This is a genomic window from Methylobacterium sp. BTF04 (assembly GCF_010692745.1).
In the GTDB taxonomy this organism is placed as follows: domain Bacteria; phylum Pseudomonadota; class Alphaproteobacteria; order Rhizobiales; family Beijerinckiaceae; genus Methylobacterium.
In genome coordinates this window covers 1-15,019 of record NZ_JAAHTB010000007.1, presented here as the reverse complement: position 1 = coordinate 15,019, position 15,019 = coordinate 1, and the positions used below count along the sequence as shown (strand labels likewise).

The following is a 15,019-nucleotide window of genomic DNA, read 5'->3' as shown; positions in this document are numbered from 1 at the left end:
CAGCATCAGGCGGCCCGTTTTCCCGGCGTTCGCAAGTCTACCCGGAATCGCCACGGGCGATGGGCATCCGTCATCGTGGATTTTAGCCGCAGCTACCGTCGCGATCCGTAGAGCAGCGTTAAGCGGCGCGTGCCCGCAGAGCGTGTCCGTTGCCGAAGGCGCGGGCATAGAGTGCCGAATAATTCATCGCCGCATTGTCCCAGCCGAACGAGCGCGACATGGCGGTGCGGCGCATCGCGTTGAGGCGCTTCTTCTGGCCGAACGTGTCGAAGGCGCGCCGGATGGCGCCGCCGAACCCGCGCGAGGAGGCTTCGCCAAAGGTGAAGCCGGTCACGCCGTCCTCCACGGTGTCGGCCAGGCCGCCGGTGCGGTGCACGATCGGCAGGGAGCCGAAGCGCTGCGCATACATCTGCGCCAAGCCGCATGGCTCGAAACGCGACGGCATCAGCAGGAAGTCGCTGCCGGCGAACATCCGACGGGCGTCCTTCTCCTCGAAACCGACATGGACGCCGACCGAAGCCGGGTGGCGGCGGGCGAGCTCGCGCAGGGCACCCTCGAACCGGGTCTCGCCCTGTCCGATCACCACGAGCTGGCCGCCCTCGGCCACGATGGCCTCGGCCGCGGCGATGCTGAGGTCGATCCCCTTCTGGTGCACGAGGCGTGAGACGATGGCGAAGAGCGGCCCGCGCGATACGGCGAGGCCGAACTGGCGCCGCACCGTCTCGGCATTGGCGCGCTTGCCCTTCCAGTCATCGGCCTCGAACCGCGTGGCGAGGTGTGGGTCGGTTCGCGGGTCCCAGCTCTCGTCGATCCCGTTGAGGATTCCCGCGAGCCGCCCCTGCGCGGAGCGGGTGCGTAGCAAGCCATCGAGCCCGCAGCCGGCTTCCGGCGTCATGATCTCGCGGGCATAGGTCTCGCTCACCGTGGTGACCTGCGAGGCGTAGAAGATGCCGGCCTTGAGGAAGGAGATCTGGTCGTAGAATTCGACGCCGTCCATCTGGAACGCGGTGTCGGGCACACCGAGACGTCCGAGCGAATCGCGCGGGAACAGCCCCTGGTAGGCGAGGTTGTGGACCGTGAGAATGCTCGGTACCCGCACGCCCGACCAGGCGAGATAGGCCGGCGCCAGGGCGGCCTGCCAATCGTTCAGGTGCAGCAGGTCGGCGGCCCAGGACGGATCGATGCCGCGCGCGATCTCGGCGGCGGCGAGGCTCAGACGGGCGAAACGAAGATCGTTGTCGTGGAAGTCGCCCTGCGCATCGCCGTAGGGCGTACCATCGCGCTGATACAGTTCGGCGTTGAGGATGATATAGACCTGAAGGCCGTCACCGGTTTCGATCAGCCCGAGATCGCATGGCGGGATGCCGGCATGACCAGGCAGGTGTGCGACCACCGGGATATGGTCGAACCGGTCGACCACCTGACGATAGCCCGGAATCAGGACGCGGACGTCGTAGTGCCGCCGCAGTGCACGCGGTAACGACCCGGCGACTTCGCCGAGCCCGCCGGTCTTTACGAAATCGGACATTTCCGGCGTCGCGAACAGGATGCGGGGCTGAAGCTGCGAACGGGGCCTCAGGCTGCCCTGCATGTCGAAGGAAGCAGTGCGCTCCAGCAAGCTCATCACATCATCCCCGCGTCGGGCGGTGGTGGAAAACTCGGCGGGCAGGCTCATGACCGACGTCGGCATCGTGAGCGCCCCACCCTGTTGAACGGTTCCGCTGCATCGCACAATTCAGGCCATGTTCATCCTTAATTTTTACTGACGCTGGGCGTCGTCGCGCGTTTTTTGCCGGGATATCGGACGCTATTTCGCCGCGTTCAGTGAAACTTCAACGTTATCCCGTCTCAATGCTGTGCGGATTGCGTGGAAGGTTCGTGCTGCGAACGCGGCTAAGATCGTGTCGAAGCGCGGTGATCGCGGCGAGATGGCCTCGATACGGGGGATGACGGCAAGGGCGCGCGTATCCTGAAGTCGGTTCGATCACGGACCGAACCGACGGGGATTGCAGGGCCCGAGGTCGCCGCCGCGTCTCGATGGATATGGGACCGCACGCAGGACGTTGGCGACGCCGTCGCGAAACGGACCGGAGTCGGCAGACGCGCACAGGGACGGCCCCCAGGGCTGACCTGACGCGATGTCCCGGTCAGGAGGGGGATTTCAGACGTGTTGAACGAGATTCTGATGAAACGCGATCCCGCCGAGGATGCCACAGCGAACGGTGGCGCGAAGCGGGCCAACGGCGTTCCGAGCCTGCCGCACAAGGCCGCGTCGGGGCATGCGGTGACCGATCTGCGCGAAGCGATCCTCGCCAAGCTCGCCTATGTGGTGGGCAAGACGCCGGCCTCCGCGCGCGAGCGCGACTGGTTCGCCGCTACTGCGCTCGCCTTGCGTGATCGGATCGTCGACGCCTGCATGGAGGCCGGCGACGCCGTGCCGAACAAGCGCGTCTACTACCTCTCCCTCGAATTTCTCATCGGCCGTCTCCTCTCCGACGCCATGAACAATCTCGGCCTCGTCGAGACCACCCGCGCCGCCTTGAAGGAGCTCGGCGTCGACCTCGACACGGTGGAGGGTGCCGAGCCCGACGCGGCGCTCGGCAATGGCGGCCTCGGGCGCCTGGCCGCCTGCTTCATGGACAGCATGGCGAGCCTTTCGATCCCGGCCATCGGCTACGGCATCCGCTACGATCACGGCCTGTTCCGGCAGTCCCTGGAGGATGGCTGGCAGAAGGAGGCCCCTGAGACCTGGCTCGCCGAGGGCAACCCCTGGGAGTTCGTGCGCCCGGAGGCGACCTACACCATCGGTTTTGGCGGCTCCGTCACCATGTCGTCGGTGAGCGAGGGGGTGATCCGTCGCCACTGGCACCCGGCCGAGACCGTCAAGGCGGTGGCGCACGACGTGCCGGTAGTGGGATGGCGCGGGCGCCATGTGAACACCCTGCGCCTGTGGAAGGCGGAGGCGGAATCGCCCGTCGAACTCGCTCGCTTCAACGGCGGCGACCATGTCGGCGCGGTGGCCGACCGGGCCCGCGTCGAGGCGATCTCGCGCGTGCTCTACCCGAGTGATTCCTCCGATGCCGGCCAGGAATTGCGCCTGCGCCAGGAATACTTCTTCACCTCGGCGTCGCTGCAGGATCTCGTCCGCCGGCACATGGCCGAGCGCGGCGACCTGCGCACGCTGGCCGATCACGCCGCGATCCAGCTCAACGACACCCATCCGGCCATTGCCGTCCCCGAGCTGATGCGCATCCTGCTCGAAGACCACGGCTTCACCTGGGAGGATGCCTGGCACGTCACCACCAACACCCTCAGCTACACCAACCATACCCTGCTGCCCGAGGCGCTGGAGACGTGGCCGGTGGGCCTGATGGAGCGGGTGCTGCCGCGCCACATGCAGATCATCTACCTGATCAACTGGATGCATCTCGAGGAGCAGGGGCGCCATGGCCGGGCGGATGCGGCGCAACTCGCTTCGGTTTCGTTGATCGACGAGACCCACGGCCGGCGCGTGCGGATGGGCCACCTCGCCTTCCTCGGCGCCCGCCGCGTCAACGGTGTCTCGGCGCTGCACACCGACCTGATGCGCTCGACGGTGTTCAAGGATCTGCACGCCCTCGACACCGACAAGATCGTCAACAAGACCAACGGCATCACCTTCCGGCGCTGGCTGCACAACGCCAACCCGGAACTCACCAAGCTCGCGGTTGAGATGGTCGGCGCGCGCGTGCTCGACGAGCCGGAAGCGCTGCTCGGCCTTGCCGATCACGCCGAGGATGCCGACTTCCAGCGCCGCTATGCCGCCATGCGGCACGCCCGCAAGGAGACGTTCGCCAAGGTGGTCGCCGAGCGCACCGGCATCGTCATCGATCCCGCTGCCCTGTTCGACGTTCAGATCAAGCGCATCCACGAGTACAAGCGCCAGCTCCTCAACGTCATCGAGACGGTGGCGCTGTATCAGGCGATCAAGGCCGAGCCGCACAGGGACTGGACCCCGCGCGTCAAGATCTTCGGTGGCAAGGCTGCGCCGAGCTACGTCCAGGCCAAGCTCATCATCAAGCTCGCCTGCGACGTCGCCAAGCTCGTCAACGACGATTCCGACGTGGCTGGCCGGCTCAAGGTGGTGTTCCTGCCGAACTACTCGGTGAGTCTGGCCGAGGCGATGATCCCGGCCGCCGATCTCTCCGAGCAGATTTCCACCGCCGGCATGGAGGCGTCCGGTACCGGCAACATGAAGCTGGCACTCAACGGCGCGCTGACCATCGGTACGCTCGATGGTGCCAACATCGAGATCCGCGACCATGTCGGCGCCGACAACATCTTCATCTTCGGCCTCGATGCGGCCGGGGTGCAGGCGCGTATGGCCGAGACGAACTATCCGGCCAAGGCCATCGCCGCTTCGCCGCGCCTGGCCGCGGCGCTGGATTTCATCGGCTCGGGCGGCTTCTCGCCGGACGACCGCGCCCGCTTCCGGCCCATCGTCGACGACCTGCGCCACAACGACCGCTACCTGCTCACCGTCGATTTCGACGATTACTGGCGGGCGCAGCGCGCGGTCGACGCCGCCTGGAAGGACCCGAAGGCGTGGTGGCGCAAGGCGATCCTGAACACCGCGCGCATGGCGTGGTTCTCGTCCGACCGCACCATGCGCGAATACGCCGATGAGATCTGGCGGGTCCGTCTCGACTGATCTTCCCAGGAACGGACCGGCGCATCGGGCGCCGGCCTTTTCAGGTGCGTGGCCCGAACAGGATAACGCCCGCGCCGGCGAGACAGAGGGTAGCCCCCGCCACGTCGAATCGGTCGGGGCGCTGGTTCTCGACCAGCCAGAGCCAGAGCAGCGACGCGACGATGTAGAGTCCGCCATAGGCCGCATAGGTACGCCCGGCCGCTTCGCTGTCGACGCGCGTCAGCAGATACGCGAACAGGGCGAGCGATACGCCGCCCGGCAGCAGCCACCACGCCGATCGGCCGAGCCGCAGCCACGCCCAGAACGCGAAGCACCCGGCGATCTCCGCGAGGGACGCTGCCGCGAAGATCACAAAGGTCATGGGGCGACCGTGAAGCGATAGGTGGTCCGCGCCGCGAAATCCTCCCCGGGCCGGAGCACGGTGGAAGGGAAATGCGGGTGGTTGGGCGCGTCGGGGAAGCCCTGGGCCTCGAAACAGACCGCATCGCCGGAGCGATAGAGGCCGCCGCCCGATCCCGTCACGGTGCCATCGAGCATGTTGGCCGTGTAGAGTTGCAGACCGGGCTGCGTCGTCGCGATCTCCAGGCTCCGCCCACTCGACGGATCGGTGGCGCGTGCCACCCGCTTCAGGCCATCGCCCGAACGCAAGACGTAGGTGTGGTCGTAGCCATGCGCCAAAGCGAGCTGGCCGTCGGGGCTGCGGATGCGCGCGCCGAGAGCCGTCGGGTTCCGGAAATCGAAGGGCGTGTCGGTGACATCGAGTAGCGTTCCGGTAGGGACCTGGGTCTCGTCCACCACCAGCACGGAATCCGCGTCGATCTCGACCCGGTGGTCGAGCACGCTACCGGTTCCCTCGCCCGCGAGGTTGAAGTAGCTGTGATTGGTGAGGTTGAGGATCGTCGGCGCGTCGGTCCGGGCAGCATAGTCGATCACCAGCGTATCGTCGTCGAGGCTGTAGGTGACGCGCAGGTCGAGCGTGCCGGGAAAGCCCTGCTCGCCATCCGGAGACCGAAGGGTGAGGACGAGTCGGCTATCCTCCGCGGCCTCGACGCGCCAGACATGCCGGTCGAAACCGCGTGCGCCCCCATGCATGCTGTTGCGGCCCTCGTTCTGCGAGAGCTGGTAGACATGCCCGTCGAGGGCAAACCGGCCCTGGCCGATCCGGTTGGCGTACCGGCCGATGATCGCGCCGAAATGCGCATCGCTCGCCGCGTATCCCGCGAGGTCTCTGGCCCCGAGCACGACATTGGCACGGGAGCCGGTGCGATCGGGTGCATCGATCCGCGCGACGATCCCGCCGTAATCGAGGATCTGGACCAAGAGGTGCGCGCTGCGGAGGGTGTAGCGCGTGACGGTCTCGCCACCGCCTGTCCGGCCAAAGGATTCCGGTGCCATCGCGTGCCCGTTCGTTCGAGACTGTCGCGCTCAACGCGCGAGCGGGCCGGGTGGTCCGCTCTCGCCCTAGGGCGTGAGCGACAGCTCGGCCGCGTCGCCGGAGAGTTGCATCCGGTGGAGGCGGGCATAACCGCCACCGTGCGCGATCAGGGCGTCGTGGGTGCCGGTCTCGATCACGCGGCCCGCATCCATGACGACGATGAGGTCGGCATCGCGCACCGTCGACAGGCGGTGGGCGATCACCAGGGTGGTGCGCCCTTTCATCAGCCGCAGCAGGGCGGCCTGGACCAGCCGCTCGGATTCGGAATCGAGCGCGCTCGTCGCCTCGTCGAGGAGCAGGATCGGCGCGTCCTTCAAGAAGGCGCGGGCGAGCGAGATGCGCTGACGTTCACCTCCCGATAGGCGTCCCCCCGATGGGCCGACGCGGAACGCATAGCCCTCCGGCAATCGGCTGATGAAGCCGTGCGCGGCGGCTGCCTCCGCCGCCGCTTCGATCTCAGCCTGGCTCGCGCCGGGGCGGCCGAAGCCGATATTGGCGGAGACCGTGTCGTCGAACAGCACAACGTCCTGCGAGACCACCGCCACCGCCGCGCGCAGGGACGGAATCGTGACCGCGCGGATGTCCTGTCCGTCGATGGTCACGCGGCCATGCGTGACGTCGTAGAGCCGCGGCACGAGGTTGAGGAGCGAGGATTTTCCCGAGCCCGAGCGGCCGACGAGGGCCACGGTGGCGCCGGCCGGAACCGTGAGATCGATGCCCTCCAGAGCCGGCGCATCGTCGCGGTAGCGGAAGCGTACGTCGTCGAAGCGGATCGCTCCGCCTACGACACGGAGCGGCGATGCGTCGGCGGCCTGCCGGATCAGCGGCGGCTCGTCCATCAGGGTGAAGTAGCGCTGCAGGGCCGCACCGGCTTCCTGCAGGATGGCGTTGAGGGTGCCGAGCGCCCTGGCCGGCTGGGCCGCCAGGAGGAGCGCCGCGACGTAGCCGGTGAAATCGCCCACCGTGCGCTCTCCCGACATCACCCTTTGACCGACGAGCACCAGCACCGCCGCCACCGCGAATCCGCCGCCGATCTCGAGCAGCGGGTCGAGGCGGCCGCGGGCATTGGCCGCCTTCATCTTGAGGCGACGCACTTTGTCGAAGGCGTCGGCGGCGCGGCCTTTCAGGTAGCCCTCCAGGGCGTAGGTCTTGGCGACGCGCGCGCCTTGCAGGCTCTCGGTGATCAGGCTGGCGGTGGCACCCATCTGCTCCTGCGTCGTCGTCGAGACGCGGCGCAGCTTCTTGCCGACGCGCCCGATCGGGCCGGCGACGAACGGCACCGTCACTCCGGCGACCAGGGTCAGCAGCGGGTCCATCCAGACCAGAGCCGCCACCAGGGCGATCAGCATGGCGATGTCACGCAGGAGCACGGTCGAGATGCGGGTGAGCGCTTCCTTGATGAAGGCGAAGTCCGTGGTGAAACGCTGGGTGAACGCCGCCGGGCTCTCGCGGCCGAGCTGAGCGAGATCGGAATCGATCAGGTGGGCGTAGAGCGCGGCCTGCATGTCCGCCTCGACCCGCGTCACCACACGGTTGGTCAGGACCGTCTGCCCGAACAGCGCAAAGCCCCGGATCGACGTGATGGCGATGACGATGAGCGGTCCGTAGGCGAGGGCCGCGCTGTTCTTGTTATCGAAGGCGTCGAAGGCGCCCTTGATCAGGGCGGGGTAGAACCCAGTGGCCGCGCCGACGATGGCGATGAGCACCAGCACCACCGCGAGGGTCGCCCGGTGAGGAGACAGCCAATCGCGCCACACGCGGCCGAGGAGGGGAAGGGTCTCGCCCCTCAGAAGCGGCCGACGCGCCATGCTGATCCGTTCGTTGTCCCGCGCCGCTGGGGTTCGCTAGTCGCGGCGCCTGTTGGCGGTGTTTGCGACCGGTCTCGTTCGAGATCAAGCGAAAGCCTCCGGACCACGAAGCGGCTACGGGCTTGGAAATGTGATAATGTTACATTACTGGCATTCCGGCGGGACGAATGGGAGACAGGCGGATGCCGTGCGGGCGATTTGTGAAGAAGGCCATCGGGGCGGGCGTGCTGGTGCTGCTGGGGCTGGTCCCTGCGCTCGCCGCACAGGTACCGGTGCGGGTGGTGGCCAGCTTCTCGATCCTCGGCGATCTCGTCGCCCAGGTCGGTGGCGACCGGGTCGCGGTGACGGGTCTCGTCCGTCCCGATGCCGACGCGCATGGCTACACCCCGGCTCCGAGCGACGCCCGCACCCTCGCGGCGGCCGACCTCGTGGTGGTCAACGGCCTCGGCCTCGAAGGCTGGATCGACCGGCTGATCCAGGCCTCCGGCGCCAAGGCGCCGCTTGTGGTGGCGTCCAGCGGCGTCAAGCCGATCGAGGAGGAAGGCGATGCTCACACGCACGACGAGCCAGCCGGCCACGGTCACCATTCCGATCCGCATGCCTGGCAGAGCATCGCCAACACCAAGATCTATGTCGGCAACATCCGCGACGGCCTGGCGAAGGTCGATCCCGAAGGGGCGGCGACCTATGCCGCCAATGCGGCGGCCTATCTCTCCAAGCTCGACGCCCTCGACGGCGAAGTCCGCGCGGCCATCGCCGGCATCCCGCCCGAGCACCGCCGGATCATCACCACGCACGATGCCTTCGGGTACTTCAGCGCTGCCTACGGGCTCACCTTCATCGCCCCGCAGGGCGTCTCCACGGACAGCGAGGCGAGCCCGCGCGACGTCGCCAGGATCATCCGCCAGATCCGGCGCGACAAGATCCCGGCCGTCTTCCTGGAGAACATCGCCGATCCGCGCCTGATGCAGCAGATCGCCCGCGAGAGCGGTGCGGTGATCGGTGGCAAGGTCTATTCGGATGCCCTGTCGGCACCGGACGGCCCGGCGCCGACCTACCTCGCGATGATGCGTAACAATCTCGCAGCGTTCAAAACCGCGCTGAACAAGCGCTAAGCTCAGCCGCCGGTCATCGGCGGGAAGAACGCGATCTCGGACGCACCCGCAATGGCGGCGTCCGGTTTGGCGTGGACCTTGTCGATGGCGGCCCGGACCACACCATTGGTCTCGAAGGCGTAGGCGTATTCCTCGCCCCGGCCCTTGAGCCATTCGACCAGATCAGTGACCGTGGTGACGCCGGGCGGCAGGTCGACGATTTCCTCGGCCTTGCCGACCCGCTCGCGCACCCACGCGAAATAGACGAGCTTCATCGCGCGTGGTCCTGTCAGCGGGGATCGTCGATGACGTGCTTGATCCCGGCGCGCATGTAGTCCCAGCCGGTATAGAGCGTCAGCGCGGCAGCGATCCACAGCAGAACGGTTCCGGTCCAGATCGTACCGGGCAGGATGGTCTCCCCGGCAGGGCCGGCCACGAGAAATCCGATCGCCACGAGCTGCAGCGTCGTCTTCCACTTGGCGACCTTACTCACCGGCACGCCGACTTTCAGCTCGGCGAGATATTCACGCAGGCCCGAGACCAGGATTTCTCGGCACAGGATCACGATGGCGGCCCAGAGGCTCCAGCTGTGGATGGTGTTGTCGGCCGCCAACATCAGTAGGCAGGCGGCCACCAGCAGCTTGTCGGCGATGGGATCGAGCATCCGCCCGAGCGCCGAGCTCTGGTCGTAGGTGCGCGCCACATAGCCATCAAGATAGTCGGTGATCGCTGCCGCGATGTAGATTCCCAGCGCCGCGAAGCGCGCCGTGTGCTCGGTGGGCCAGAACAGTAGGCCGACGACGACCGGCACTGCCACGAGCCGCCCGTAGGTCAGGCAGTTCGCCAGCGTCCAGGCCGGCGAGCGGCGTCGGGTGAGGACCGGATTCATCGGCGCGGTGAAACCATGCACCGGGTCGGGGGTCAACCGCTCCTGCACCGTGATCTCCTCACGCATTGGTATGGAAGAAGTCGTAGACCGCCCGCGCGGTGGCCGCATTGACCCCCGGCGTCTTGGCGAGATCCTCGAACGCCGCGCGCTGGATCGCCTTGACGGTGCCGAAATGGTGCAGGAGCGCCCGCTTGCGGCTTGGTCCGATCCCGGCGATCTCGTCGAGCGGGTTGCTGATCATCTCGCGCTTGCGCTTGGCCCGGTGGGTGCCGATGGCGAAGCGATGCGCCTCGTCACGCAGGCGCTGGACGAAATACAGGGTCGGGTCGCGCGGCGGCAGCTTGAACGGTGGCCGACCCGGCACGAAGAAGGTCTCGCGACCGGCATCGCGGTCGCGGCCCTTGGCGATTCCCACCAAAGCCACGTCGATGACTCCGATCTCTTCCAACGCGGTGCGCGCCGCGTCCAACTGACCCTTGCCGCCGTCGATCAGCACGAGGTCGGGCCAGGCCGGGAGCGTGTCGCTTTCAGGGACCGGTTCGGAGGCGTCGCCGAGCGCCGCTGCGGGCTCGGTCGTATCGCGTGGGTTTTCCTTCACCAGCCGCTTGAACCGGCGCTGCAGCACCTCGCGCATCATCCCGTAATCGTCACCCGGCGTCAGTTCTTCCGACTTGATGTTGAAGGTGCGGTAATGCGTTTTGGCGAACCCGGTCGGCCCGGCGACGATCATCCCGCCCACCGCGTTCGTGCCCATGATGTGCGAGTTGTCATAGACCTCGATCCGCCGCGGGGTGGCACCGAGTCCAAAGGATTGTCCGAGCGCCACCAGCAGCTTGCCCTGCGAGGCGGTGTCGGCCAGCCGGCGCCCGAGGGCCTCCTTGGCGTTGCGCTGGGCGTAGTCCACGAGGTTCTTGCGCTCTCCGCGCTGGGGCTGGTGGATGTCGACGCGGTACTCCGTACGGCTCGACAGAGCGGCGGCGAGGAGTTCGGCATCCTCAATGACGTGCGACACAAGAACTAGGCGCGGGGCCGGCTTGTCGTCGTAGAACTGGCCCATGAAGGAGGCCAGCACCTCGTCCGGCGTCATCGACCGGTCGGCCTTCGGGAAATAGGCGCGGTTGCCCCAGTTCTGGAAGTTGCGAAAGAAGAACACCTCGATACAGAACTGCCCGGCCTGCTCGTCGAGCGCGAAGACGTCGGCCTCCTCGACGCCCTGGGTGTTCACCCCTTGCGTTCCCTGGATCGCCGAGAGCGCGGCGATCCGATCGCGGTATCGCGCCGCGCGCTCGAATTCGAGCTTTTCCGACGCGTCCTGCATCTCGTCGCGCATGCGGTCCTTCACCGCATTCGATTTACCCGAGAGGAAGTTTTTCGCGTTCTCCGCCAGGGCCTGATATTCGCCGAGGTCGATCTCGCCGGTGCAGGGGCCGGCACAGCGCTTGATCTGGTACAAGAGGCACGGCCGGGTGCGGTTCTCGTAGTAGCTGTCGGTGCAGGTGCGCAGCAGGAACGCGCGCTGGAGTGCATTCACCGTGCGATTCACCGCCCACACGCTGGCGAACGGACCGTAATAGCTGCCCTTGCGGCGGCGTGCACCGCGATGCTTGATGATCTGCGGTGCTTCCGAATCCCCCGTGACCAGAATGTAGGGGAACGACTTGTCGTCCCGCATCAGCACGTTGAAGCGCGGCTTCAACTGCTTGATGAGGTTGGCTTCCAGCAGCAGCGCCTCGGTCTCGGTGGCGGTGGTGACGAATTCCATCGCCGCCGTCTGCGAGATCATCCGGGCGATACGGTTGGAATGCGCCTGCCCGCGCGCATAGGAACCGACGCGCGCCTTCAGGTTCTTGGCTTTGCCGACGTAGAGCACGTCGCCCTTGTCGTCGAACATCCGGTAGACGCCCGGCGAGGTCGGCAGGGTGGTCCAGAACCGCCGGATGATCTCGGTGCCGGCCTTGACTGCGCCATCCTCGAAATCGAAGTCGATCTCCGGGGCATCGTCCGCGGCCGAGACCTCGAGAGCGCCCTCGTCGTCTTCGCTCTCGTCGAAGCCGTCCGGAGGCAGATCTTTCCGGGACGGCTCTTTCGGGGGAGGGGCTTTCGCGGTGTCGCGGCTCATGCCGCTGACTTAAGCCGCGGGCATTAGCGAGGGAAGGGGGGGTTAGGAACGGAGACTGCACCGCGACCGTGGCCGCGCCCGCTTAATCGAACAAGGCGTCGATATCGCCCTGGTCGACATGGCCGGGGTCGTCGCCGAGTCGCGGCCCGTTGAGCAGCGAGCTTTCGTCGTCGACGTCGATCTTGCCGGCGTTGACGCCGAGCATCTCGCTGAAGGTGTCGAGGCCGCCCCACGCGTCGATCATCCGGTCGAGGTGCTCCTCGATGAATTTCAGCACGCCGACGATCTTGTTGATGCGCTGGCCGGTGAGATCCTGGAAGTTGCACGCCTCGAAGGCGACGACGACCCGCTCGAGGATCGCATCGATATTCTCGCGTCCGGCCATGGTGGTGGTCATGGCGCGCAGCATGCTCGCGTTGGTTTCGATCTCCTCGATGGCACCCAGGATCGTGCTGGTCGCTTGTTCGGTGGAATCGACCACGGCATCGAGCTCACCCGCCACCCGGCGCATCCCCTTGCCGGTATTCTCGGAGCGGTAGAGCGTGGCGATCTCCTGCTTCGTGCGGGTGATCGCCTCCTTCATGATGTCGAGTTCCGACCGCATGGCGAAGGCTTCGCTCAGCTCGCGCCGGCAGGCATCGATGGTTTCCACCGTGCTGCTCTGGGTGACGCGCTGGAGATTCTGGATCGCGCTCATGATCTCGTCGAGCTTGGCGCTGTTGAGGTTGGCCGACTCCACGTTGGCCGCTTCCGCGACGGGCGGCGCATTGACTGCAAGGCCGAGGCTGTCTTCGATGCGGTAACGTTTGATGGTCATCGGTCAGAATCAGCCGGCTGAGGAGGTCACGTTCCGAACATCCATCAAACAGGTTGCCATTTCTTGAACATTGAAACCGCTCGGCAACCTTTACGGGCCGTTCACGATGAATCCGCGTTGCCGCCGCCGTATTCGGTTTCCTGAACGATTCACCACGTTCTTTCACCGAAATCGCGCCATCAGCGCCGATCCTTCGTTCCCATGCGGACCATCGGGCCGCCCTGAGGGGATTGAGGGATCATGCGTGTCGAGTGGTGTGTCGCCGTCGCCTGCCTTGCCGTTACAGTAACCGGAGGTGTTGCGCAGGCTCAGTCCGGATCGAGCGATTATGCCCGCCCGGGCGCCTATGGCGGCGGTTTCCTCGAGTTGCTCGTCAATGGCGCGAGCCAACCCGCCCCGGTACGGCGTCAGGAGTCTGTACGGACGGGCGATCCGCTGATGGATGCGGGTGCGCCGCGACACCAGAGAGCGGCCTACGGATTTGTCGGAGAGCGCATGCTGTCGTCCGGAGATCGCGTTCCGGAACCGAGCTACACGGTGCCTGCCCAAGCGCCGATGCGTCAGGCGGCACTGTCTCGCGAGCCGCTTCAGGACCGCCCGGTGGAAGCGATCGCCCGTGCGCCCGATCCACGCTATAGCCGCCAGGTCGTCGCCTTCGAAGGAAGCCAGCGTCCCGGCACCATCGTGGTCGATACCCCGTCGAAGTTTCTCTATCTGGTTCAGCCCGGCGGCCGGGCGATCCGCTACGGTATCGGCGTCGGCCGCCCCGGCTTCGCATGGTCTGGCCTCAAGACCATCAGCCAGAAGCGCGAATGGCCGGATTGGACACCGCCGTCGGAGATGATCCTGCGGCGGCCCGACCTGCCGCGGCATATGTCGGGCGGGCCGGGCAATCCGCTCGGCGCTCGGGCTCTCTATCTCGGCTCGTCACTCTACCGGATTCACGGCACCAACGAGCCGCATACGATCGGCCAGAACGTCTCGTCCGGCTGCATCCGCATGATGAACGAGGACGTCATCGACCTCTACGAGCGCACGCCGGTGGGGACTCGCGTCGAGGTTCTCTGACCGCGCCCGCTTAGAACGTCCGCCCGGCGTCGTGTCGAACGACGCCGGGCGATGATTCTCAGACCCAGTCGTCGTCTCCGCCGCCACCGAGGTCGCCGCCGAAATCCTCACCGGGATCGTTGTCGAACGACGCACCCTGAAGGTCGCTTCCGCCGCCGAGGGCCGAACCGAGATCCTGGTTGCTGCTATCCGACCCGAAGAAGTTGTTCTCGGTCACCGATCCGCCGCCGAGCCCCGCCGCTGCCGAGCTCCCCAACGAGGAGTGACCGCCGGCGAAGGCGTTCGACAGGGCACTGCCGAGCAGCATACCACCCGCCGCACCGGCGGCCATCGGCAGAGCCGTCGCGAGAAAGCCGCCGCCGCGTGCCGGCGCCGCCTGCTGTCCAGCCCATGGACCGCCCTGCTGCGGTGCGCCGAAGCCCTGCTGCTGTCCGTAGCCGGGTTGCTGCTGCTGGCCGTATCCCGGCTGTTGCTGCCCGTATCCCGGCTGCTGACCGCCCTGATTGCCCCAGGGCTGACCGGCCGGTCGCTGCGGCTCGGGCCGCGATCCACCGCCGAAGATGCTCGACAGGAAACCGCCGCCGCCGGAACCGCCCTGCTGCGGCTGGGCACTCTGCCGGGCCTGCTCGAGTTGCTGGTTGAGGCTCTTGATCGCCTCTTCCTGCACGTAGATCAGCTGCGCCATCGCGTAGGGAGCGTAGGGCTGGGAGCGCAGCTTCTCGGCAATGAAACGCTCGGCATCCGCGTCCCGGGGCTGGCTCGAAGCCTGTTCCAGACGCTGGAAAATGCCACCGATGACGTCGCGTTCTTCGCTGTTCATGGGAGTCGTCCTCCTAAGGCAAAGCCGGCGGCGTCGTCACCGCGCAGGCGGTTCAGAGATGGGGGATGCCGCGGGCTTTTGTCAGGGGTTCAACGCAAACTCTGCCATTCCGGATGCATCGATCCGCCTTCAACGCGAAAGAGCCCGGCCTTTCGGCCGGGCTCTCTGCGTTGTCGTGGTCTCGAACATCTGGCCCGATGGCGCCCGGTATGGGGCGCCGGTCAGGTCCTAGTACGTGCCGAACTTGTAGTTCAGGCCGGCGCGGACGACGGCGAACTC

The 15,019-nt window shown here is 66.8% G+C and carries 12 protein-coding genes; 3 read left to right on the top strand and 9 right to left on the bottom strand.

Features of this window, described 5'->3' with window-relative positions; genetic code table 11:
- Positions 1 to 118 precede the first annotated feature (118 nt).
- Positions 119 to 1,591 carry a glycogen synthase GlgA gene (gene glgA, locus G3T14_RS06305; protein ID WP_246732999.1) on the bottom strand — a complete coding sequence of 491 codons (1,473 nt, stop codon included), beginning with the start codon at positions 1,589 to 1,591 and terminating at the stop codon, positions 119 to 121.
- 594 nt (positions 1,592 to 2,185) lie between these two features.
- On the opposite strand from glgA, the gene G3T14_RS06300 reads away from it, so the two are divergent.
- Positions 2,186 to 4,690: a glycogen/starch/alpha-glucan phosphorylase gene (locus G3T14_RS06300; RefSeq protein ID WP_163641143.1), complete on the top strand. Its 2,505-nt coding sequence runs from the start codon at positions 2,186 to 2,188 to the stop codon at positions 4,688 to 4,690.
- 40 nt (positions 4,691 to 4,730) lie between these two features.
- Here the strand turns inward: G3T14_RS06300 and G3T14_RS06295 are convergent, their stop codons facing one another.
- The 3 genes from G3T14_RS06295 to G3T14_RS06285 form a co-directional block, all read right to left on the bottom strand.
- The gene (locus tag G3T14_RS06295; RefSeq protein ID WP_163641141.1) at positions 4,731 to 5,051 is read right to left on the bottom strand and encodes a YnfA family protein; all 321 of its coding nucleotides are present in this window, start codon (positions 5,049 to 5,051) and stop codon (positions 4,731 to 4,733) included.
- Positions 5,048 to 6,085, bottom strand: a complete 1,038-nt coding sequence (locus G3T14_RS06290) for an aldose epimerase family protein (protein WP_163641139.1) — start codon at positions 6,083 to 6,085, stop codon at positions 5,048 to 5,050. The genes G3T14_RS06295 and G3T14_RS06290 overlap by 4 nt, the downstream gene beginning before the upstream one ends.
- Before the next feature lie 66 nt (positions 6,086 to 6,151).
- Positions 6,152 to 7,933, bottom strand: coding sequence for an ABC transporter transmembrane domain-containing protein (locus tag G3T14_RS06285; RefSeq protein WP_163641137.1), 1,782 nt, complete (start codon positions 7,931 to 7,933; stop codon positions 6,152 to 6,154).
- 182 nt (positions 7,934 to 8,115) lie between these two features.
- Here G3T14_RS06285 and G3T14_RS06280 point away from each other — a divergent pair, with 182 nt between their 5' ends.
- Positions 8,116 to 9,048, top strand: a complete 933-nt coding sequence (locus tag G3T14_RS06280) for a metal ABC transporter substrate-binding protein (protein WP_163641130.1) — start codon at positions 8,116 to 8,118, stop codon at positions 9,046 to 9,048.
- Between the two features lie 2 nt (positions 9,049 to 9,050).
- Here G3T14_RS06280 and moaD read toward each other — a convergent pair whose 3' ends face one another.
- From moaD to G3T14_RS06260, 4 genes are all read right to left on the bottom strand, one after another.
- Positions 9,051 to 9,302 (bottom strand): molybdopterin converting factor subunit 1, encoded by a 252-nt coding sequence (gene moaD, locus G3T14_RS06275; RefSeq protein WP_163641129.1) that lies wholly within the window; start codon positions 9,300 to 9,302, stop codon positions 9,051 to 9,053.
- A gap of 14 nt (positions 9,303 to 9,316) precedes the next feature.
- Positions 9,317 to 9,916 (bottom strand): CDP-diacylglycerol--glycerol-3-phosphate 3-phosphatidyltransferase, encoded by a 600-nt coding sequence (pgsA, locus tag G3T14_RS06270; protein ID WP_163641336.1) that lies wholly within the window; start codon positions 9,914 to 9,916, stop codon positions 9,317 to 9,319.
- A 58-nt stretch (positions 9,917 to 9,974) separates the two neighbouring features.
- A complete protein-coding gene (gene uvrC, locus G3T14_RS06265; protein WP_163641128.1) occupies positions 9,975 to 12,035 on the bottom strand; it encodes an excinuclease ABC subunit UvrC in 2,061 nt (686 codons plus the stop codon).
- A gap of 82 nt (positions 12,036 to 12,117) precedes the next feature.
- Positions 12,118 to 12,852, bottom strand: coding sequence for a chemotaxis protein (locus G3T14_RS06260; RefSeq protein ID WP_163641127.1), 735 nt, complete (start codon positions 12,850 to 12,852; stop codon positions 12,118 to 12,120).
- A gap of 240 nt (positions 12,853 to 13,092) precedes the next feature.
- Between G3T14_RS06260 and G3T14_RS06255 the strand changes: the two genes are divergently transcribed.
- Positions 13,093 to 13,920, top strand: a complete 828-nt coding sequence (locus G3T14_RS06255; RefSeq protein ID WP_163641126.1) for a L,D-transpeptidase — start codon at positions 13,093 to 13,095, stop codon at positions 13,918 to 13,920.
- Between the two features lie 58 nt (positions 13,921 to 13,978).
- Here G3T14_RS06255 and G3T14_RS06250 read toward each other — a convergent pair whose 3' ends face one another.
- A complete protein-coding gene (locus G3T14_RS06250; RefSeq protein ID WP_163641125.1) occupies positions 13,979 to 14,740 on the bottom strand; it encodes a DUF2076 domain-containing protein in 762 nt (253 codons plus the stop codon).
- Positions 14,741 to 15,019 lie beyond the last annotated feature (279 nt).